Genomic DNA, 21204 nt, shown 5'->3' with positions numbered 1-21204 from the left:
ATCTATGCCTAACAGGCCGAGTGCTAGGACGAGATGTGCGCCGACCAAGCTGCAACCAGGCACAAAGGTTGCCGAAAGCAGTTATCGTCATGATGGTCATGACGTTCCTGCCATGACCAATGAGCTCATAGGGCTGGCGTTTGATGGCGACGATGAACGTGAACGGCGCAGAGGCTTCTCTGCCAGACGACCCGCGTGTCTCCCTGCTGGACATGCTGCGCGACCATCTGTCGCTCCCCGGCACCAAAAAGGGTTGCAATCAGGGAGCCTGTGGCGCCTGCACCGTGTTGGTCGATGGCGAACGGATCCTGTCCTGCCTGGCTCTGGCCGTGCAATATGAGGGCCGATCGATCACGACCATTGAGGGTCTGGGTCAACCCGGCCAGCTTCATCCGATCCAAAAAGCCTTCGTACAGCATGACGGCTTCCAGTGTGGCTATTGCACGCCAGGTCAGATCTGCTCGGCGGTCGGGATGCTGGCCGAGGTGGAGCGCGGTGTTCCCAGCCATGTCACGGGTGTTCTGGAAACGGTGATGCTGACGCGCGAGGAGATGCGTGAGCGCATGAGCGGTAACCTGTGTCGCTGTGGTGCGTACAACGGCATCATTGACGCCATCGCCGATGAGCTGGAAGCAGAAAGCCATGCGGAGGCGGCGCAATGAACCCTTTCTCCTATGCCCGGGCCAGTGACCCTGGCGATGCGGTTCTTCGCGGTGCAGCTCAAGGCAGCCAATATCTTGGGGGCGGAACCAACCTGGTCGATCTTATGCGCGAGACGATCGAGCGACCCAGCGCGCTCGTCGATGTCACCGGCCTGTCAGACAGGATCGAAGAACGCCCCGATGGGGGCCTTCGGATTGGTGCGGCTGTCCGCAACACGGCCATGGCCGAGCATCCTCTGGTGCGCTCGCGATACCCTATTCTCACCAGGGCGATCGTTGCCGGCGCCAGCCCCCAGATCCGCAACATGGCGACGGTCGGGGGCAACCTGCTGCAGCGAACGCGATGTGCCTATTTTTATGACACCGATGGTGCCCGATGCAACAAGCGGCAGCCGGAGCAAGGATGCGACGCTCGCGATGGGTTCAACCGTATGCATGCGATTTTTGGGGGATCTTCATCCTGCGTGGCGGTGCATCCCTCCGATCTTTGCGTGGCCTTGATGGCGCTCGACCCTACTGTCCACACCTTGAGCAGCCAGGGCGAACGCGAAATACCCTTCGCCGAGTTGCACCGTCTCCCTGGTGACCGCCCCGACATTGAGACCATGCTTGAGCCGGGCGAGCTGATTACAGGGCTCACGCTCCCAGCAGTACCTTTGGGCGCGCGTAGCGCGTACCGAAAGGTCCGTGATCGTTCCAGCTATGCCTTCGCGCTTGTGTCGGTCGCTGCTGTGCTCAATGTCGAGGACGGGCGGGTTCAGGACGTCCGTATTGCACTGGGCGGCGTGGCACCCAAGCCATGGCGCGCCGCGAAGGCAGAAGCTGCGTTGCGCGGGGCACCCGGGAATGAAGCGTCCTTCGCCGCTGCTGCCCGCGAAGAGTTGGCTGACGCGGTGCCGCTGCGAGACAATGGCTTCAAGGCCGAACTTGCCCGTCGCACGATCGAAGCTGTCCTGAGCCAATTGGCAGGAGAAGCTGCATGAGCATTGGCAACGACGCCAAACAGGCCGTGCAGGGCGCAATCCAGGGTGTGATGGCCAAGGGCATTGCTCTGGCGCCCGACAGCTGGATGCCCGGTGGCCGCCCGGACCCGCTTATTCGCCAGACCCATGGTGCCATCGGGCAACCGCTCTCCCGTCTGGACGGTCCACTCAAGGTTTCGGGACGAGCAACCTTTGCCGCCGAGTTTCCGATGGAAAGGATGGTCTACGCCGCCGTGCTGTTCTCGCCCATACCCAAGGGAAGGATCACCGGAATCGATAGCGCTGCCGCCCGCCGCGCTCCCGGCGTGGTGGCCATCATGACCCATGAGAATGCACCCCGGCTCAATCCGCCACCTGCCTTTATGTCGCAGCCCAAAGCTGCGGGCGGCGACACGCTGCCGGTCATGCAGGACGATCGTATCCATTGGAATGGACAGCCTGTCGCCGTGGTGCTTGCCGAAACGCAGGACCAGGCAGATCACGCCAGGTCGTTGATCTCGGCGAGTTATGATGCCGAGGAAGCCCTGACAGATTTCGACCGTGCGAAAAAGCAGGGCACACAACAGGCCATGTTCATGGGCCAGCCTCTGCATAATGAGGCCGGCGAGGCGGAGAATGCTTTGGCCGAGGCGGCGGTTAATGTCGATGCGGTCTACCGCACACCCCGGCACAATCACAATGCCATCGAACTGCATGGCGTGACGGTCGCCTGGCAGGGAGACACGTTGCGGATCCACGATGCCTCACAGCTGGTGGCCCACACCGCCTGGTCCGTGGCCCAGATGTTCGGCATGGATGAGAAGAAAGTCATCGTGACCTCTCCCTTTGTCGGGGGTGGCTTCGGAGGCAAGTGTCTGTGGCAGCATCAGGTGCTGGCCGCAGCGGCGGCGAAGCTGGCCGGGCGCCCGGTTCGCCTCGTGCTGTCGCGCGAAGGCGTCTATCGCGTGGTTGGAGGCCGGGCCCAGACCGAGCAGCGCGTGGCGTTGGGGGCTGACCATGCGGGTAAGCTCAAAGCGCTGATCCATTGCGGTACCACTGCCAAGACCGCAACCAATGCCATGCCTGAACCCTTCATCATGCCCACGCGCAGCGCCTATGCATCTGAAACGGTCCTGCTCGATGTGCAGACCGTCGAGCTTGCGATGCTTGCCAACACCTTCATGCGGGCGCCGGGAGAATCGGTGGGCACCTTCGCTCTGGAAAGCGCGATGGATGAGCTGGCGCATGAACTGGGCATCGATCCAATCGACCTGCGCCTGCGCAACGAGCCCGACAAGGACCCGACTTCAGGTTTGCCCTTCTCCTCGCGCAACATCGAGCAGGCCTGGCGCGACGGGGCAAAGCGCTTCGGGTGGGGCCGGCGCAATCCCCGACCTGGAGCAGTCCGCGATGGGGAATGGCTGGTAGGCATAGGCTGCGCGACATCGACCTACCCCTATTATCGGATGCCTGGCGGAGCGGCGCGCATCACTCTGCGGCGCGACGGCTCGGCGGTGATCGACATTGCCGCTCATGAAATGGGCATGGGCACGGCGACCGCCCAGACCCAGGTGGCGGCCCAGAGGCTCGGCTTGCCGATCGAAAGCATCACCTTCAACTACGGCGACTCCACCTTGCCGGGCGTGGTGCTTGCAGGAGGATCGCAGCAGACAGCCTCGATCGGCGCTTCGGTGCAGGCTGCGCAGCATGAACTGGTCACTCAGTTGCTCAAGATGGCCGGCAATGACTCTCCCCTGGCCGGGCTGGGAGCGGAGGAGGTTGTCGGCCATGAGGGCGGGCTGGCCAAAATCGATGCGCTGGATATCCATGAGACCTACGCCTCGATCCTGGGGTGGGCCGGCCAAGAGGCACTTGAGGTCCAGGGCGAGGCTGCTGCCCCGCTCGAAACCATGCACTGGTCGATGCATAGCCACGGTGCAATGTTCTGCGAGGTCCGCGTCAATGCCATCACAGGCGAGCCTCGCGTGAGCCGTTTTCTGGGCTCGTTCGATTGTGGTCGCATCCTCAACCCCAAGACCGCCACCAGCCAGTTTCGCGGCGGCATCATCATGGGGATCGGTCTGGCGCTGCTGGAAGAGACGCAGTTCGATCCGCGCAACGGGCGCATCATGAACCCATCCCTCTCGGATTATCATGTCCCGGTGCATATGGATGTGCCCGAGATCGATGTGATGTGGACGGACATTCCCGACCCGCACACGCCGATGGGCGCGCGTGGCATTGGCGAGATCGGCATCACCGGGACCGGAGCGGCGATTGCCAACGCCGTCTTCAATGCCACGGGAAAGCGCGTGCGCGATTTGCCTATTACCCTGGACAAGCTCCTTTGATTGTTGAGCCGGGGTCATAGCCACGTGCTATTCCGCTCATCATCGATTTCGGGATACCGACGAGCCCTTGGTGCGTTAATGTGCAGCCGCACCATTGATCATGGCGACGAGTCTGCGCGGGCAGGCAGCGCTTTTCCGGAGAATGCCGCACATGGGGATCGACGACCGCTTGGAGATGTCACGCCGAGGCGTGTTGGCGGCAGGCGCCGCAGGCGCAGTTGTCGTGCAATCGGGCCTCGGCCATGCCGCGCCTGTGCCGGCCGCTGAGAAGACGGTGTTCGTTCCGCTTTCTCTCGAGGTCAACGGCACGTCGCATGATCTGCGGCTCGACACCCGGACCACCCTGCTCGACACGCTGCGCGATCATCTGCATTTGACGGGCACAAAGAAGGGGTGCGACCACGGCCAGTGCGGCGCCTGCACGGTGATCGTCAACGGCGAGCGGATCAACTCCTGCCTGACGCTTGCCTTGCAACATCAGGGCGACAAGATCACGACCATCGAGGGGCTCGGTACAGCCGATAAGCTTCATCCGATGCAGGCAGCCTTCATCGAGCACGACGGCTTCCAGTGCGGCTATTGCACGCCTGGGCAGATCTGCTCGGCGGTTTCGGTGCTGGAAGAAATCCGACGTGGGGTGCCCAGCCATGCGCAGGAGGATCTGCTGACCACGCCGCAAGCCACCAACACCGAGATGCGCGAGCGCATGAGCGGCAACATATGCCGCTGCGGCGCCTATTCGAATATCCTCGAAGCTATGGCGGAAGTTGCCGGAGAACGCGCATGAAGGCCTTCACCTACGAGCGCGCGACCTCGCCGGCGCAGGCCGCTCAAGCTGTGGCTCACACGCCCGGCGCGCGCTTCCTTGCCGGCGGCACCAATCTGCTCGATCTGATGAAACTGCAGATCGAAACACCGACCCACCTGGTCGATGTGCAGGATTTGAAGCTTGACCGCATCGAGCCGACGCCTGAGAGCGGCCTGCGCATCGGCGCATTCGTGCGCAATACGGCGCTCGCTTCCGATCTGCGGGTGCGCCGTGATTATGGCGTCCTCACCCGCGCTATCGTGGCGGGGGCCTCTGGCCAGCTGCGTAACAAGGCAACCACGGCGGGCAATCTGCTCCAGCGCACGCGGTGCCCTTACTTCTACGACACCAACCAGCCCTGCAACAAGCGCCAGCCCGGTTCCGGCTGCGGGGCAATTGGCGGCGTTTCCCGGCAATTGGGCGTCATCGGCACGAGCGACGCCTGCATTGCAACTTATCCGGGCGATATGGCGGTCGCTTTGCGCCTTCTTGATGCTCAAGTCGAAACCGTCGATCCGCAAGGCGCCAAGCGAAGCATTCCTATTGCCGAGTTCCACCGCCTGTGGGGCAACACGCCGCATATCGAAAACAGCCTGAAACGCGGCGAACTGATCACTGCCGTGACCCTGCCGGCGCCCATCGGCGGTCGCCATCTCTACCACAAGGTGCGCGACCGCGCCTCTTATGCGTTCGCGCTGGTGTCGGTCGCCGCCGTGATCCAGCCCGACGGCACTGGGCGCGTCGCCTTTGGCGGTGTAGCCCCCAAACCATGGCGTGTGGAGGCGGCGGAGACAGCCATGCCTCATGGCGCGGCTGCCGTCACTGCGCAGGTGTTCGCCGATGCCCGGCCCACCGCTGACAACCGATTCAAGCTGGCTCTCGCCACCCGCACCCTTGCCGGGGTGATCGCAGACGCCAAAACGGCGGGAGCAGGCGCATGAAGTTCGAAACTCCGGCAGGCGCCAACCCCACCGACCAGCTGAAGGTCCTGGGCCGCGCTACATCCCGCATCGATGGCGCTCTCAAGACCACCGGGAAAGCAGCTTACGCCTATGAGCGGCACGATGTTGTCCCCAATCAGGCCTATGGCTTCGTGGTGGGCGCCGGTATTGCAAAGGGGCGTATCACCGCCATGGACACCACGCTGGCCAAGGCCGCGCCGGGTGTGCTGGCGGTGATCAGCACGCTCGACCATGCCCAGCCTTTGCCCAAAAGCCGTTTCAACACCGCTCACCTCTTCGGCGGGGCGCAGGTGGAGCATTACCATCAGGCGATCGCGCTGGTGGTGGCTGACACATTCGAGCAGGCGCGCGCCGCCGCCGCGCTTATTCGCACCGATTATGCCCGCGAGCCGGGGCAGTTCGATCTCGCGAAGGCAGCCCCCAACGCGCCGCTGGTGCCCGGTGGGAAAGGCAAGCCCGACATTGCCCGCGTGGGCGATTTCGACACAGCCTTTGCGCAGGCGCCCGTGCAACTCGACGCCAGCTACACCACGCCCGATGAAAGCCATGCGATGATGGAGCCGCATGCCACCATCGCCGCCTGGGATGGCGACAAGCTGACGGTCTGGACCTCGAACCAGATGATCGCCTGGGGTAAGGCAAGCCTGGCCACCACGCTGGGTATCCCGGCCGAGAAGGTCCGTCTGGACTCGCCCTTTGTCGGCGGTGGCTTTGGGGGCAAGCTGTTCATCCGCGCCGATGTCGTGCTCGCGGCGCTCGGCGCCAAGGCAGCCGGGCGCCCGGTCAAGCTCGCGCTGACCCGCCCGATGATGATGAACAACACCACGCATCGTCCGGCCACGATCCAGCGCGTGCGGCTCGGCGCCACGCGCGATGGCAAGCTGACGGCAGTCGCGCATAATTCGACCAGCGGTGACCTGCCAGGTGGCGATCCCGAAACCGCAGTGTCGCAGACACAGTTGCTTTATGCCGCGCCCCATCGCGAGACCTTCATGAAGCTGGCGGTGCTCGACCTGCCCGAAGGGAATGCGATGCGCGCGCCGGGCGAGGCCCCCGGCCTGATGGTGCTGGAAATGGCCATGGACGAGATGGCCGAGAAGCTGGGCATGGACCCGGTCGAATTCCGCATCCTCAATGACACACAGGTCGATCCGGCCAAACCTGAGCGCAGGTTCTCGGAGCGGCATCTTGTCGAATGCCTGCGGACCGGGGCGGAAAAGTTTGGCTGGTCGAAACGCAACCCCAGGCCAGGCCAGCAGCGCGAGGGGCGCTGGCTGATCGGCATGGGCATGGCCGCAGGTTTCCGCAACAATCTGCTGATGAAATCGGCGGCGCGCATCAGGCTGGAGCGGGACGGCAAGCTGACGGTCGAAACCGACATGACCGACATCGGCACCGGGTCCTACACCATCCTGGCCCAAACGGCAGCGGAGATGATGGGCGTGCCGCTCGCCGCAGTAACGGTCAAGCTGGGCGATAGCGATTTTCCCGCTTCGGCCGGTTCGGGCGGGCAGTGGGGCGGCAACAACTCGACGGCTGGTCTCTATGCCGCCTGTGTGAAGCTGCGTGGCATGGTGGCCCAAAAGCTGGGTCTGGGTGAGGATGCACACTTTGCGGATGGCAAGGTCACTGACGGAGGAAAGGCATTGCCACTGGCCCGTGCCGCCGCAGATGGGCCGCTTACCGCCGAGGATCTCATCGAATACGGCACGCTGGACAAGCAGTATCAGCAATCGACCTTTGCCAGCCATTTCGTCGAGGTGGCGGTCGACGCCTACACAGGCGAAACACGCATTCGGCGCATGCTGGCGGTCTGCGACGCCGGGCGCATTCTCAACCCCAAGGCGGCGCGTAGCCAGGTGATCGGCGCGATGACCATGGGCGTCGGGGCGGCGCTGAGCGAGGAGCTGGCGGTTGACAAGCGCTTTGGCTACTTCGTCAACCATGATCTGGCCGGATATGAGGTGGCGGTTCATGCCGACATTCCGCATCAGGAGGTGATCTTCCTCGATTACCCTGACGACAAATCCTCACCCATGAAAGCCAAAGGTGTGGGCGAGTTGGGCCTGTGCGGTGTGGGCGCTGCAATTGCCAACGCCATCTACAATGCGACCGGGGTAAGGGTCCGCGACTACCCCATCACGCTTGACAAGCATCTTGAACATCTGCCGGTGATGGCTTGATGGATCTCACCGCCTCGCCTGGCGCAGTCTACAGCGATTGGGTTATCCCCTTCCTGGCTGACGCCATGGCGGCGGGGCAGCGTGTCGCGTTGGTGACGTTGGTCGGCGTCACCGGCTCGTCGCCGCGCCCGCTCGGCAGTCAATTGGCGGTGCGCGAGGATGGGGCGTCTGTTGGCCTCATCAGCGGGGGATGTGTTGAGCCCAGTCTGGTTATGGACGCTGTCCGGGCGATCCGGGAGCAGCACTGCTATCTGGAGCGCTACGGACAGGGCTCGCGCTTCATCGATGTTCGCCTCCCCTGTGGATCGGGCATTGATGTCTGGTTCGACACGGGCTTGACGTCCGAGATCGTGCAGGATCTGATCACGGCCAGAGCTTCGCGCAAACCGGTGGTTCTCGCGATCGACACGGCGACGGGGCATCGTCGGCTGATTGAGGGAGACTGCCCTGCTGGGGTAGGCGCTGAGGGTGTTTTCCTGCGAGCCTATTCACCGCCTTGCAAGATCACCATCGCCGGAGCAGGCCATGTCATGGTCGCTCTGGCTCAGCTTTGCCGCTTGTCTGAGATCGCGGTGGATCTGGTCAGCACTGACAGGCTGACCTGCCAATTGCTCGAACATCACGGTTTCAGACCTATGCAGGTCAACGCATGGGCATACTATGACTGGCAGCAATTGGATCGCTGGTCAGGCGCCGTCTTGCTCTCGCATGATCACGACGATGAGGCTGATATCCTCGCGACCATTCTGGGCACCCCGGCCTTTTACGTCGGAGCGCTGGGGTCTCGACGCACGCATGCGCGGCGTTGCGATCTGTTGCGCCATATGGGCGGGGAAGAGGAAGCCATCGCCCGGATCAATGGCCCCGTGGGTCTATCCATCGGCGCCATGACCCCTCCTGAGATCGCCACATCCATTCTAGCCGAAGTGATCGCACATTGGCGGGCGATGCCGATCGGCTCGGAAGTTCACTCATCTTGGCCGGATGCAATACTTGGCCAGCCCCTCCGTATGCCGGCCTACGCCGGACGGAAGGTTTGAGGGCTATGAGCCGCCGGATGGCACTACCGGTATGACGGCACTTGTGGCGGTGCTGGGGGCTGGCGCCGGTTCGCGCATGGGCGGTGGCAAGCTGCACCTTGATCTGGGTGGCCGACCAGTGGGAATGTGGGCGGTTTCCGTCGCTCGGGAACTGAGCCCTTCCGTTGTTTTCATTGCGTCGGCGGGCGTTCCTGTCTGGTTGGAAGCGCCCTTGCCGCAGGCTGAGGTCGTTCACAATCCGGATGCTGCGAGCGGCATGGCCTCCTCGCTCGCTTTGGCCGCTCATATCGCAGCGGAAATTGCGGTATCCTCATTGCTGGTGACCTTGGCCGACATGCCCTTTGTCAGCCTCGAAACCTTACGGGCGCTTGTCGCGCAGACTGACCCTGGCGAGATAAGCGCCTGCCGGTATCCCGATGGCCGACTAGGGCCACCGGCCTGCTTTGGAGGGCAGCGGTTGGGGGCCTTAACGGAGCTGAAGGGCGACACCGGGGCGCGGCATCTGCTCAATCAGCCGGGTTTTGCTAAGGGTATCGCTGTTCCCGAGCGCGAGTTGGTGGACATCGATACGCCGGAGGATCTTGAGCGAGCACGTGGCTCCATGACGCGATAAGCCAAGCCGCCAGAAAACCGAGAAAACAAGGGGCTCTGCTCGCCTTCGTCAGCCGCCGCTAACGGGTGGCAGAAAGGCCAGCTCGTCACCATCGGCAAGCACGAGGCCCTGTGCAGCTACCAGCACCCCATTGAGGGCAAGACGCACGCGTGGTCCCACCACGCCGTCGGGCAAAGTCAGATTAGCCAGTGGCCCGGGACTTACAACGATGGGACCGTTGAGATCGGCGAGGCGCCCAAGGTAAACCAGACGCACCGTCTCCTTGCTCATGTCAGCCCCCCGTCATCGACATATGCCGTGCCAACGCTGGCTCAGCGCCGGGTGAAGAAATCGCAAAATGATGCTTTTCGGGCTTGATCCGCATGGCTTCGTTCAGCGCCGCGTTGAGAGCTGCCTCGGGGTTGGCTCCCCTGAGTGCTGCACGCAGATCGACCTGCTCGCGCCCGCCAAGGCACGCAAAGAGTTGGCCGGTTGCCGTCACTCGCACCCGATTGCACCCCGCGCAGAAATTGTTGGTGAGAGGGGTGATGAAGCCAAGCCTGCCTCCGGTCTGGGCTACTCGCACATAATGCGCAGGGCCCCCACTGCGATGGGTCTCGGGGGTCAATGTCCAGCGCTGCTCGAGTTGGGTCCCAACGGCGAACAGCGGCAGGAATTGATCATAGCGATCGCCGTCAACAGAGCCCAGGGGCATGACCTCGATGAGCGTGATTTCGTGACCCTGTGCGTGGGCCCAAGAGATGATGTCGGGCAGCTCATCCCCGTTTTCGTCCTTCAGGGCTACCGTGTTGATCTTCACAGCGATGCCTACCGCCTGCGCTGCCGCAATGCCCTCCAGCACGGAGCCCAGCGCGTCCCGTCTCGTGATGCGAGCGAAACGCGCGGGATCGAGCGTGTCGAGGGAGACGTTGATCCGTCGCACTCCCGCCGCTGCGAGCGCTTCGGCATGAGCGGCCAGATGGGTGCCATTGGTAGTCAGCGTCAGCTCATCGAGATCCGTGCCGATATGCCTGCCCAAGGCCCGCACCAGATCGACCATGTCGCGCCGAACCAAAGGCTCGCCCCCGGTCAATCGGATTTTCCGGACCCCACGCGCCATGAAGCCGCGTGACAGGCTGTAGAGTTCCTCCAGGGTTAGAACCTCGGCCTTGGGCAGAAATGATTGGCGCTCGGGCATGCAATAGGTGCAGCGCAAGTCGCAGCGATCAATCACGCTCAACCGCAGGTAGCTGATCGTCCGCGCGAAGCGATCGGTCAGCAAGGCTGCCGGGGATTGGGCCATAGCTTCCATGGCAACAGGCTAGCATTGCGGATCCTGGATCGCCATCCCGCTTCAGCCTCCGGCAAGCAAAGAAAACCAGATGAACGCGTGAAGGACTATGACCGCTCCCATCCTAGAACGATGCTGTGAGGTTTGCCGAGCCATAGGCTGTTGTGGTTCCGGCGGTGGCGTTGGGAGCCGTTTCGAGGAAACGTCCCTCGGACAGCAGCACCCCATCGAGTTCCAGCCTCAGCTTGGCTGGCTTGACCCACCAGCGAAAGCGCGCATCGAACTGATGCCCGGCGAATGCTCCCGCTTTGCCGCTGGCGTCACGAACACCGGTGGTCGAGAAACTGTCTGTACGTGAGGCGAGCCACAGGGCATGATAGGTGGCAAAGGCATCCCAGCGCCGGGAAGGTGCAACCTCGAAGCGCAGGCCGGGTGTCGAGATGTTCGCCCGTCCCACGGCATTGTAGAGGCCCGCCGGCGCGAGGTCGGCCCGGCGCATCCCGTATAGCGTATCAAAGCGGCCGTAGGTCTTGCCGCCGTGATCGCCGCTGGCGCGGTCGTACTGCAGCGCGAGGCGCGCCTTGAGCCGTCCTGGGAAGGAGTAGCCGGCCGCCGCATGGACGAACCAGGCCGATACCGGCAGTCTGGCCGCGCTGGGCGCGGTGGAGGCGCTGATCGTTCCGGACTGGTAAAATGCCTCGACTTCGCCGTCCAGTTCACCCTTCGCAGGATCACGGATCAACCGCCCACCCCACGTGTCAAGCGAGCGGTCACGCGTGGGGCGACCGGGCATGTCGCGCTCGCCCAGATGATAGAAGCTGGCCTCGACCATCAGCGAGCCCCGGATTTTTGCTCTTGCGATTGTCGTGCCCCACAGCACCAGGTCGAAGCCTTCGCGATCGAGGGCCACCGCATTACCTTGCAGTGAAGCCGCGTCGTCAGGTCGCCGTTGCTGGGGCAGGACGTAGATGGCGGCCGCTGTCAGGCCGCCGGTCAGAAGGTCGCCCCGTAATCCGGTGTAGCCATTGGTGGTGTTGCGGTATTCGTCGGCCCCCACCAGGCGGCGCGAGCCGATGTTGAGCGTGAACCGACCAGCCTGCGCTGAGACTTTTGCTTTCCGGATGGTGCCTTTCCACGTGACGAAGGCCTGCACGGGCTCAAGTGTGTTGACCTCTCCGGTCGTAACCGGGCTTCCGGGGTTTTCACCGTAGACGCGGCTGTCCCAGATCTCGGCCGCCACGGTGAAGGGGCCGGATTGATAGCGTGCCATCACCGTCGTGCGCAGATTGACGAGCGCATCATTGCGATTGTAGCCGACGCGCGGTTGATTGGCGATCGCCTCATAGCGCAGCCGCATGGTGCCAGAGAGATCGAACCCATCGTCATCCTGCGCAAGCGCAGGCGATGCCGTGGCGAGGAAAATCGCCATCGTCCATGTCCAGAACGTTCCCATGTTCACCCCCGTCAATCCAATGGGGCTTAGGGGGTCGTAGGCTCGCTGTCGTCGAAGAAGAACTTGGGATCGGTCTATGCAGGCTACTTGCCGAGATCAGCCTCCGCCGAATTTGTGATCCAGCGTAGCGGCATCAGCGCCGCCACGAGCAAGGATGTCCGCTACCGTTTCGTGATCGACATGATCATTGCATAGACCATCGGTAGGAAGCCCAGATATGCCTGATCGATGAATTTGGTTCAATGACCCGTGAGAGGCAAGGCGTCTAATCGGGTCATCCTGCATCGGGTAGAAGGAGACCAGATCGATGCGGCTTACAAAGCTGGCTCTGATCGCCCCGGCGATTGCGGGCCAGCCTGGAGCCAGGCTGTAAAGGATGACCCGATGATCTTGAACGACACCTATCTGCTTCCGAACGGTGTCAGCGTCCCAAAGCTTGGTCTCGGCACCTGGCGCATTGACGATAACAAGGTCGCGCAGGTGGTGCGGGACGCAGCCCAGATCGGCTATCGCCATTTCGACACCGCGCAGGGCTACCAGAACGAGCGCGGTGTGGGCGAAGGCATCCGGACCTGCGGGCTGTCCCGTGATAACGTGTTTGTCACCACCAAGCTCGATGCTGCAATCAAGACCTTTGAAGGCGCCAAGGAGGCCATCGACGGGTCGCTCAAGACGCTCGGCCTCGATCACATCGATCTGATGATCATCCACAGTCCGCAGCCCTGGATGGACTTCCGCGAGGGCGAGCACTTCTTCGAAGGCAATCTGGCGGCCTGGCGCGCGCTTGAGGAGGCCTATGCCGCCGGCAAGCTCCGCTCGATCGGCGTCTCCAACTTCGAGGCGGTCGATCTCGACAATCTGCTTGAGAACGGCTCGGTCAAGCCGATGGTGAACCAGATCCTGGCCCATGTCAGCAACACGCCCTTCGACGTGATCGACTACACGCAGAAGAAGGGTATTCTGGTCAAAGCCTATTCCCCGGTCGCCCATGGCAAGATCCTCGACAATCCGCAGCTCGCCGCCATGGCCGAGAGCTATGGGGTCAGCATTGCTCAGCTCTGCATCCGTTATTGCCTCCAGCTCGGCATGCTGCCTCTCCCCAAGTCGGCCAACGCCGAGCATATGCGGGTCAATGCTGCCGTGGACTTCGAGATTTCCGATGCAGATATCGCAGCCCTGAAGGCCGTCGATCGCATCAAGAACTACGGCGATGCCAGCCTCTTCCCGGTCTACGGGGGTAAGCTCCAGGCCGACGGTACTCTGGTGGCCCGGGACTGAACCAGCTCTCACTCAGCAGATAAAGCCCTCGGGTCAAGCCTGACGGGTCGCAGCCAGGCGGCAGGCATCGCAGGATGCCGCCGCCTGCGTGGCGTTTGATGTTCTCTATTCCGCAGGAGCCTGCGCATGTCTGGATCACCTGAAGTTTCCACCGCCTCAATCGGCATCACTGAGGCAAGCGAGGGAAAACCGGCCTGGGGTGCGGTCTATGCGATGGCGCTGTGCTCGTTCGGCCTGGTGTCCTTCGAGTTCATGCCGGTCAGCTTGTTGAGCCCGATCGCCAAGGACCTGCGATTGACCGAGGGGCAAGCCGGGCAGGCCATCTCCGCTTGCGCGCTGGCTGCGCTTGTCACCAGCCTGGCCGTCTCGAAGGTTATCGGCGGGATCGACCGACGGCGCGTGCTGCTCTTCCAAACCACGCTGATGATCCTGTCCGGCGCCATCGTCGCATTTGCTCCCAATTTTCCTGTCATGCTGGTGGGCCGTGTGCTGGTCGGGGTCGCCCTGGGCGGCTTCTGGTCCCTGTCCGCCGCCACGGCGATGCGGCTTGTTCCTGCCCGATCCGTGCCGAAGGCGCTGGCAGTGGTCAACGCCGGTCCTGCGCTGGCCTCAACGATTGCAGCCCCTCTTGGCAGCTTTATCGGCGGCCTTCTGGGCTGGCGCGGGGCCTTTTTCTCGTTCATCCCGCTGGCCGTTGCCGCACTGGCATGGATGGCGATTTCGCTTCCCTCGCTTCCAGCCCGGCGACACAAGGATGCGGGCAGCATGATCGACCTGCTGCGCAAGCCCGGCGTGGCCCACGGCTACCTGGGCGGCCTCCTCTTCTTTGCAGGCACATTCTGGCTGTTCACATACCTCCGCCCCTTCCTGGAGCAGGTGACGCATGTCAGGGGCGCCCAACTGTCGGGCGTCCTCCTGATCGTGGGCATCGCCGGCTTTGTCGGCACGTCCTTGATCGGCCGAGCGATCGGCGAACGCCTTCATCTCACGCTCGCCGCGCTGCCGGGCATATTGGCCGTGGTAGCAATCGGTCTGGCGACCTATGGCCATTCCCTGCTGGCAACTGGCGCCCTCCTTGCCATCTGGGGGCTGGTCAGCACCGCAGCGCCGGTTGTCTGGTGGACATGGGTCACCCGCGCCGCGCCGAACAACGCCGAAGCTGGTGGTGGGCTGATGGTGGCAGTCGCTCAGATCGGGATCTGCGTCGGAGCAGGCGGCGGCGGGGTTCTCTTCGACGGATATGGCCCCGTGGCGACATTCATCGGCAGTGCGGTCCTTTTGGTGGTCGCGGCTCTCGTAGCATTGACGATCGGCGGCCGCGCAAAGGTCTGCGGCGGCGCGCGAAATGATGTTTGCACAAGCGCCCGCGCGGTCGCACCATAGGGCATGGCCATCAATCGCGCTGACATTGCTGTCTTCACCTATTTCCTGGCGCTCGCGAAGCATCGAAACTTTCGCGCTGCCGGGACAGAGCTGGGTATCAGCGCTTCGGCCTTGAGCCATGCGCTCAAGGGGCTGGAGGATAGGCTGGGCGTGCGGTTGCTCAACCGCACCAGTCGCAGCGTGACCCTGACGGCGGCGGGCGAGGAACTGCTGGCCTCCATCTCGGGCCCGTTCGATGCCATCGAGCAGGCACGGGATGCTCTCAACCGGTTCCGAGACGTTCCTGCCGGGCGGATCAGGCTCAACGTGCTCGACGACGCTGCCGTCTTGCTGTTGGCCCCTATCATGCCTGGTTTTGCGGAGCTCTATCCGGATATCCATCTCGACATCGAGTCAAACGATCGTCTGGTCGATGTCATTGGTGAGGGCTTCGATGCCGGCATCCGTCATGGCGGCACCGTGCCCGAAGACATGATCGCCCAGCGCCTGTCGAAAGACCTTGGCTGGATCGTTGTGGGGTCGCCAGCATATCTTGAACGCCATGGCACGCCGCAAACGCCAGACGATCTCAGCCACCATCGCTGCATCGGCTATCGCCTCGGCAATGACCGCATCTACAATTGGGAATTCATGGGCCCCGACGGTGAGTTTGCGGTGCCGATGCGAGAGGGCCTGATCGTCAACGGGGCTCGCGCCAACCTGGCCTTCGCGCTCAGCGGATCAGGGCTGATATATGCCGCCGAACCGGTTCTGGCACCCTACATCGCGCGTGGTGAGCTGCGGCAGGTCTTGACGGATTGGAGCACCACCGGGGCGGGTTATCAGATCTACTATTCCAGCAGGCGGCAAGTGCCGACTGCCCTGAAGGTGCTGATCGAACACATACGGAAGATCCGACCGCTGGGGCTGTAATTGGGTTCGCGCTATTTCGGCCTGAGGCTCTGAACCTAGGGCAGCTATCAGGGAGTTGCCGCTGGGCTGGGAATGGCGGGTTTGTCAGCGACTTATGTAAATGAGGACCGTTGGCGGCATAACCTAGATGCGTGAACCGCCTGATCGGGCGGAGTGGACCCGCATGTGCTCGTAGTCGCTGGGGTCGCGATGTCGCGACTGAGGAAGGGATACGCTATCTCCCCTGCATGTGGTCTCTCTTGGCTTGCGCTTGCGAGACGCTATGGTCGTAGAATGCGAACTTACGAACTCCGCTATCAAGGCCTGGCGATCGGCCTGGCCGCGCTTGCCGGTTTCGTCGATGCTCTCGGCTTCTGCTATCTGGGCGGAATGTTCGTTTCCTTTATGAGCGGTAACTCCACGCGGATCGCTGTGTCGCTGGTTCAGCCGAACCGAGCGGCCATGACGACCCTGACCCTGCTTGCAGCGTTTGTGGGTGGCGTGATCGCCGGCTCTCTCTTAGGAGCCGGAACGGGGCGCTGGCGGAAGCAGGCAGTTCTTTCCCTGACCAGCACCATCCTCGCTTTTGCCGCTCTGGCTTACGACATGGCAGCACCGTTCATGACATCGCCTCTTTTGATGGCCGGCGCCATGGGCACGGCAAACGCCATGTTTCAGCGCAACGGCGAGGTGAGTGTCGGTGTGACCTATATGACCGGCACGCTCGTCAAGCTGGGCCAGCATCTGGCCACCGCAGTGACTGGCGGCCCCCGATGGAGTTGGGTGCCCTACGGTCTTTTGTGGCTCGGCTTTATGATTGGCGCGGCGACCGGGGCACATGAGTTCGAACTTCTCGGCCTTAATGCACTCTGGATTGCTGCTGGCTTCAGCCTTCTCCTTCTTGGCAGGGCGCTGTGCCTGGGGCCAATGTCCCGCCATCCTGCCCTCTCGCGAAGCTGACATGATCGTCGCCCCCAGGCTCTGTCATCGACCGCCCGCCCGGAGAAACGCGCCAAGATCGGGCATGGCTCATCCTGCATAAAGGTCAAGCCCATGGCGCCCTGGCCGGTGGTCCGGCGCATCCCAATCCCGGAATTGCGCCGGGTGCTGGGCTCACTGGCCAGCAGAACCAACGCCGGCCGCCGCCTGAAACCTCATAAAATCACGTTGATCCGGCCGGTAGCAGCACTTCCGGATCGGCAGCGCTCACCCGCCAGAACCAGCCCAAAGCCCATTTACCCATAGACCAGCGCGTGGGGCCCGCGGGTTCCTGCACTGGAGTCTTTCGTACGCAAACGACCGAAATCATTCGACAAAGTTTTCCCTGGGCAGACGGATCAGCAACCTCGTAAGCGGAAAGTTGTTCACGTGGGTACGTGAGATCCTTACGGATAGAACTGGGACATAAAACCCAATTTGGCCCGAGGCATGACGTGGACGCGAATTGCCCGTCGCCGATACATCCAATGACTCCCGTTGGCTTCATGCTACAATTCTAGCTGTTGCCCCGAACCGCACCGAACGGTTCTCATGCCCGCCTTACAGCGAGATTTTATAGCATTTAGAGTGGCGACCAGCCCCTGCCCCTGACGGCAGCTTGGTCTTCAGGTGTAACATCGAGACGCTGAACCCTCCCATTCGAACGCGACGGTGCTGTTGAGGAATGTCTGTGCTCATCAGCCGCCGTCAACCTAGCCGTAGGATCGATAGCACGGTCTAGGCCTTCCAAGTTGAACCGTCCCACCACCTGCGCCAGGCGCTCGGATTCATTGGCAAGGCTGACAGCCGAAGCGGCCGCTTCTTCGACAAGGGCGGCATTTTGCTGCGTCGCGTTGTCCAAATTGCCGATCACGCCGTTGACCATCGCAATGGCATCCGCTTGTTGCCCACATTTCTGGGTCAATCCTACAATCATGTTGGAAACATCGACGGCCTGCTTGACGATCCGCAACAATGAAGCCTGGGTTTGGCTAACCATTTCGACCCCTTGCTGCACTTCCCGGCCTGAGTTGACGATCAACTCACCGATTTCACTTGCTGCCTTGGAGCTGCGCTCGGCGAGCCCACGGACTTCAGTTGCGACAACGGCAAAACCACGACCAGCGTCACCCGCCCGGGCCGCCTCTACGCCTGCGTTCAAGGCGAGAAGATTCGTCTGGAAGGAAATACCGTCGATGATCGCGACAATGCTTCTCATCTTCTCGGATGTCGCGGCAATCGAGGTCATGGCGGTGACCGCATCGCCCATTTGCCTGCCACTGTTTGTCGCCTCCTTTTCCGCCTCTCGCGCAGCACCAGCGGCAGTTGCGGCAGCGGCCCGAACCTGAGTGACAGATTCCGTCAGGGCGTTAACTGTCACGGCTGTTTCGCCCAGGCTCGCCGCTTGCCGTTCGGTTCGCGTGGCCAAATCCAGTGCGGCCGCTGAGATTTCGCTCGCCCCCGCGCGCACAGTGATCGAGGCCAGAGCAACTTCCTGCAGCTGATCTTCAAGAGCCTCAATCATGGCATTGAAATCATGCCGTAACTGCTCGTACTTCTCCGGAAAATCATCGCCGATCCGATAAGCCAGTTGCCCGGATTTCAACGCCATGAGCGCTTTCTCCAGCGCGCCCGTTACCTGTCGCTGAACAGCGAGCTGGAGATTTCCATCGATAACCGCCCGCCGGGCAATGCTCAGTTTGATTCCATCTAGCGCCCGAGCAATCCTACCCAATTCATCACGATTCTCCGATCCCGGTATTTCAATTTCGAGCTGCCCTTCGGCCATGGCCTCCATTGCCTTTTCGAGTTTGCTCAGGGGGCCGGTCACCCGCCGGCCAAACAACAAAAGAATGAAAAGGCCCAACATGAGACCCGCAAATCCCGCAAGCGCACTGCGCTGGATAGCGGCCCTCGCCTCGCGCACCGAGTTCGCAGTGTGTCGCTTCGCTTCGGACATATTATAGTCGGTTGTGGCGTCCAGCGACCGCTGAATAGCTTCCGCATCGCCAACGATCTTATTCTGAAAGAGCTGGTTGGCTTCGCTCTGCTTCCCGCCCAGGGATAGCTGCGCGACCTCTTCCAGCTGTGGCTTAAAAGCGCTCCAGCGCTGAATAATGGTTTGATAGAGGGCTGCATCCCGCTCGTCACCCACCAGTGGGGCATAGGCTTTCAGATTTTGGTCGACCTGAACGACCGCAGCTTTGTAGGCACTGATGGCATTGGTCTTTTGCTCGGGCGTTTCGGCCAGCATGGCCCGGGCCAGCCGAAGTCTGACAAGTTCAAAGTTCACGGTCGACTTGCCAAGAACGGCCACGCTGGGAAGCATGCTACTGGTGCTAAGGATCATGTCCCTGATGGCAAAATTTGCGCCGACAATATGACTGAGCGAGGTCAACACCATTCCCGCCGACAGCAGCAGAGTGCCGACAGTCACGATGGTTCTGATCCTGAAACGTTCCAACATTGCCAGCTCCGGTGCATCGCGTGCCACGAGCATTAGACGATAAGGTTCAACCAGCCCTGCCATTCCACCCGTGGCAGCTGCGAAAGCCTGCGTTAACCTTTTCTTTCATCACCGATCTCAAGATTTAAACCATCCAGCAAAGCCGCGCCGCGGGCAGCGTCCTTACATCGATAGTCCGGTGGGCCATATCCGAGACCATGTTGATCATCATGGCAGCAGTGCTGCCCGATCCGAACCGGCTCGATCGCTCACTCGTCCGCGTCTGGTTGCACCAGTCCGAAATGCGCGTTGATCCATGCGCCGTCAAACTTCTGCCCCATGCACTCGATCCATAGTGTGCTGCCCTCTTCGGGCGGCCACATGCCCTTGAGGAGGCGCGCACAGCCGTCAAAGGTGTTATGAACCACAGGCAGGCCTGAGGTTCTGCCATTCCGAACAAAAAGCGTGGCTGCGTCTTTTGCGTCAGGTAAGGTATCCAGCGTCATGGCTTCACTCGCATTGGCTTGCGCTTACGTCATCGGAGCAAGTGGGTGTAAAATTCGTATACCTTGAGTGTTTCCCTAGACCGGCGATATGCGCCGTGGCCCTCCTCAGCTATAAATGACTGAACGGTACGGTGACCGATGTTTCTGGCGCAGCGATCGGCTGCGAGAACTATCACTTATGGGGTGGGCCCGGTGCGGGCGCCAACGTGTTGCTGGGCCGGGACTTCATGATCTTTGCTCGGGCGTCGCTCAGGACGGCGGCACAGGATGTCGGCAAGAGCTATGGCTGGAAGGGCAACGAGTTCCGCTGGGCCTTCGAGCAACAAGCGGGCGCTCGCCTTACGGCGCGCGCCTTTCAGCTCTGTTCCTGGCGCCATCGCTGGAAAAGGCTGCTCTCGGCAAGCCGTTGGATGGCGAGATGGTCCAATCGGCTGTACTCAGTCTCGATTTCGAACTGATGCTGCAGCTCGGCACCTTGGTTTATCACGTATAGTATCGCAACACCCAGATTCCAGTCCGTTCTATTGGACCGTCCAGGCCAAACGGCAGAAACATCCTCGCCCTGCCAGCAGAGCTGCGCGGGCATCCCGAACACCACATTTTTCATATGGCTGCTCCAAATCGCGAACAAGCTCCCCTATAAGAAAGACTTTCACCCCTTCGCTGCGGTTAAAAATCGGCAGGAGACGCGTCAAAACGTGCCCTTCCCGCGCTATCACGAGTGAAAGTTGAGGCTTCATACCCTCGGGTGCAAACCGTCTAGCGTCCGGCTTGGCTTTGGCACTGGCGCTGGCCGCGCCCAAGGCATTACCAGACCGGGACGCGCTGATCGATGTGACCTTCGCTGTGGTGGCGTTCTCGATCTTCGTGCAAGGGCTGATGGTGCTTGCATTGCTTAAGCGCGCCAACGCCACTGTCGCTAACGCTGACTATTGAAGTAACTGAACTGCGGGCTCCCCCTGACTAAGGCGCTATACGGGTCCTCGGACCTGATCATCGGAAGCCGTCCTATATTCATTCTGCACCCGCAGGAGGTCAGTCCTAGATAGACCGCTGCGAGATGTAAATTCTGAGAAAAGGCGCGCGCTCCTGGTGCACAGGGGGTCAATAAGCGGCCAGGAACGCTCGCGACACAACCGACTGCTGCAGGCGGTTTGGGCGTCGGCTTATAAAAGATCGAAAGTGCATTACGTTCCGGGGGTTTGGGCGAGCGCTTCTATTTTCCAACCTACGGCGAGTCACACTGGGATGAAGGGGGATGAAATGGCAATTCCCGCTTCCCATTGGAACCAATATGGTCCAAAAGTGGACTTTGTCCGTGCGGATATCCTGAGTATCCCGGCTCGATATGCCTGAACCTATATCGGCGAATTTCATTCGACAAATAATGCCCGAGCGATTTTTCCTTCAGCAGGTGT

At 61.8% G+C, this 21204-nt stretch carries 19 protein-coding genes; 14 read left to right on the top strand and 5 right to left on the bottom strand.

Features of this window, described 5'->3' with window-relative positions; all coding sequences use genetic code 11:
- The first annotated feature begins 152 nt into the window (after nt 1–152).
- The 8 genes from HGK27_RS08460 to HGK27_RS08425 all read left to right on the top strand — a co-directional run bounded on the left by HGK27_RS08460 (nt 153) and on the right by HGK27_RS08425 (nt 9581).
- Nucleotides 153–662 carry a 2Fe-2S iron-sulfur cluster-binding protein gene (locus HGK27_RS08460; RefSeq protein ID WP_206242951.1) on the top strand — a complete coding sequence of 170 codons (510 nt, stop codon included), beginning with the start codon at nt 153–155 and terminating at the stop codon, nt 660–662.
- Nucleotides 659–1645 (top strand): FAD binding domain-containing protein, encoded by a 987-nt coding sequence (locus HGK27_RS08455; protein WP_206240132.1) that lies wholly within the window; start codon nt 659–661, stop codon nt 1643–1645. The genes HGK27_RS08460 and HGK27_RS08455 overlap by 4 nt, the downstream gene beginning before the upstream one ends.
- Nucleotides 1642–3975, top strand: coding sequence for a xanthine dehydrogenase family protein molybdopterin-binding subunit (locus HGK27_RS08450; RefSeq protein ID WP_206240131.1), 2334 nt, complete (start codon nt 1642–1644; stop codon nt 3973–3975). The genes HGK27_RS08455 and HGK27_RS08450 overlap by 4 nt, the downstream gene beginning before the upstream one ends.
- Nucleotides 3976–4126: 151 nt before the next feature.
- Nucleotides 4127–4762 carry an aldehyde dehydrogenase iron-sulfur subunit PaoA gene (gene paoA / locus HGK27_RS08445; protein WP_206240130.1) on the top strand — a complete coding sequence of 212 codons (636 nt, stop codon included), beginning with the start codon at nt 4127–4129 and terminating at the stop codon, nt 4760–4762.
- Complete coding sequence (locus HGK27_RS08440; protein WP_206240129.1) at nt 4759–5724, top strand: FAD binding domain-containing protein; 966 nt, start codon at nt 4759–4761, stop codon at nt 5722–5724. Before paoA ends, HGK27_RS08440 begins: the two co-directional genes overlap by 4 nt.
- Nucleotides 5721–7928, top strand: a complete 2208-nt coding sequence (paoC, locus tag HGK27_RS08435; protein ID WP_206240128.1) for an aldehyde oxidoreductase molybdenum-binding subunit PaoC — start codon at nt 5721–5723, stop codon at nt 7926–7928. The genes HGK27_RS08440 and paoC overlap by 4 nt, the downstream gene beginning before the upstream one ends.
- On the top strand, nt 7928–8968 hold the full coding sequence (locus tag HGK27_RS08430; RefSeq protein ID WP_206240127.1) for an XdhC family protein: 1041 nt from the start codon (nt 7928–7930) through the stop codon (nt 8966–8968). Before paoC ends, HGK27_RS08430 begins: the two co-directional genes overlap by 1 nt.
- A gap of 31 nt (nt 8969–8999) precedes the next feature.
- Complete coding sequence (locus HGK27_RS08425; protein WP_206240126.1) at nt 9000–9581, top strand: nucleotidyltransferase family protein; 582 nt, start codon at nt 9000–9002, stop codon at nt 9579–9581.
- A 48-nt stretch (nt 9582–9629) separates the two neighbouring features.
- Here the strand turns inward: HGK27_RS08425 and HGK27_RS08420 are convergent, their stop codons facing one another.
- From HGK27_RS08420 to HGK27_RS08410, 3 genes are all read right to left on the bottom strand, one after another.
- On the bottom strand, nt 9630–9851 hold the full coding sequence (locus tag HGK27_RS08420; RefSeq protein ID WP_206240125.1) for a MoaD/ThiS family protein: 222 nt from the start codon (nt 9849–9851) through the stop codon (nt 9630–9632).
- A gap of 1 nt (nt 9852) precedes the next feature.
- Nucleotides 9853–10863 (bottom strand): GTP 3',8-cyclase MoaA, encoded by a 1011-nt coding sequence (gene moaA / locus HGK27_RS08415; RefSeq protein ID WP_206240124.1) that lies wholly within the window; start codon nt 10861–10863, stop codon nt 9853–9855.
- A gap of 112 nt (nt 10864–10975) precedes the next feature.
- Nucleotides 10976–12280 carry an alginate export family protein gene (locus tag HGK27_RS08410; RefSeq protein ID WP_206240123.1) on the bottom strand — a complete coding sequence of 435 codons (1305 nt, stop codon included), beginning with the start codon at nt 12278–12280 and terminating at the stop codon, nt 10976–10978.
- 414 nt (nt 12281–12694) lie between these two features.
- Between HGK27_RS08410 and HGK27_RS08405 the strand changes: the two genes are divergently transcribed.
- The 4 genes from HGK27_RS08405 to HGK27_RS08390 all read left to right on the top strand — a co-directional run bounded on the left by HGK27_RS08405 (nt 12695) and on the right by HGK27_RS08390 (nt 16816).
- Nucleotides 12695–13582, top strand: a complete 888-nt coding sequence (locus HGK27_RS08405) for an aldo/keto reductase (RefSeq protein ID WP_206240122.1) — start codon at nt 12695–12697, stop codon at nt 13580–13582.
- Nucleotides 13583–13708: 126 nt separating this feature from the next.
- Nucleotides 13709–14965: an MFS transporter gene (locus HGK27_RS08400; RefSeq protein ID WP_206240121.1), complete on the top strand. Its 1257-nt coding sequence runs from the start codon at nt 13709–13711 to the stop codon at nt 14963–14965.
- 3 nt (nt 14966–14968) lie between these two features.
- Nucleotides 14969–15877 carry a LysR family transcriptional regulator gene (locus tag HGK27_RS08395; RefSeq protein WP_206240120.1) on the top strand — a complete coding sequence of 303 codons (909 nt, stop codon included), beginning with the start codon at nt 14969–14971 and terminating at the stop codon, nt 15875–15877.
- 273 nt (nt 15878–16150) lie between these two features.
- Entirely contained in the window at nt 16151–16816 is a 666-nt protein-coding gene (locus tag HGK27_RS08390) for a YoaK family protein (RefSeq protein ID WP_206240119.1), read from the top strand.
- A gap of 601 nt (nt 16817–17417) precedes the next feature.
- Here the strand turns inward: HGK27_RS08390 and HGK27_RS08385 are convergent.
- On the bottom strand, nt 17418–19301 hold the full coding sequence (locus HGK27_RS08385; protein WP_206240118.1) for a methyl-accepting chemotaxis protein: 1884 nt from the start codon (nt 19299–19301) through the stop codon (nt 17418–17420).
- A 248-nt stretch (nt 19302–19549) separates the two neighbouring features.
- On the bottom strand, nt 19550–19786 hold the full coding sequence (locus HGK27_RS08380) for a hypothetical protein (protein WP_206240117.1): 237 nt from the start codon (nt 19784–19786) through the stop codon (nt 19550–19552).
- Between the two features lie 131 nt (nt 19787–19917).
- On the opposite strand from HGK27_RS08380, the gene HGK27_RS08375 reads away from it, so the two are divergent.
- Together HGK27_RS08375 and HGK27_RS08370 are read left to right on the top strand one after the other, a co-directional pair.
- The gene (locus HGK27_RS08375) at nt 19918–20244 is read left to right on the top strand and encodes a hypothetical protein (protein WP_206240116.1); all 327 of its coding nucleotides are present in this window, start codon (nt 19918–19920) and stop codon (nt 20242–20244) included.
- A gap of 313 nt (nt 20245–20557) precedes the next feature.
- The gene (locus HGK27_RS08370; RefSeq protein ID WP_206240115.1) at nt 20558–20722 is read left to right on the top strand and encodes a hypothetical protein; all 165 of its coding nucleotides are present in this window, start codon (nt 20558–20560) and stop codon (nt 20720–20722) included.
- Nucleotides 20723–21204 lie beyond the last annotated feature (482 nt).

Source organism: Novosphingobium terrae (assembly GCF_017163935.1).
Lineage (GTDB): Bacteria > Pseudomonadota > Alphaproteobacteria > Sphingomonadales > Sphingomonadaceae > Novosphingobium > Novosphingobium terrae.
The sequence above is the reverse complement of the archived record's forward strand: the minus strand, read 5'-3'. Positions and strand labels throughout refer to the sequence as shown.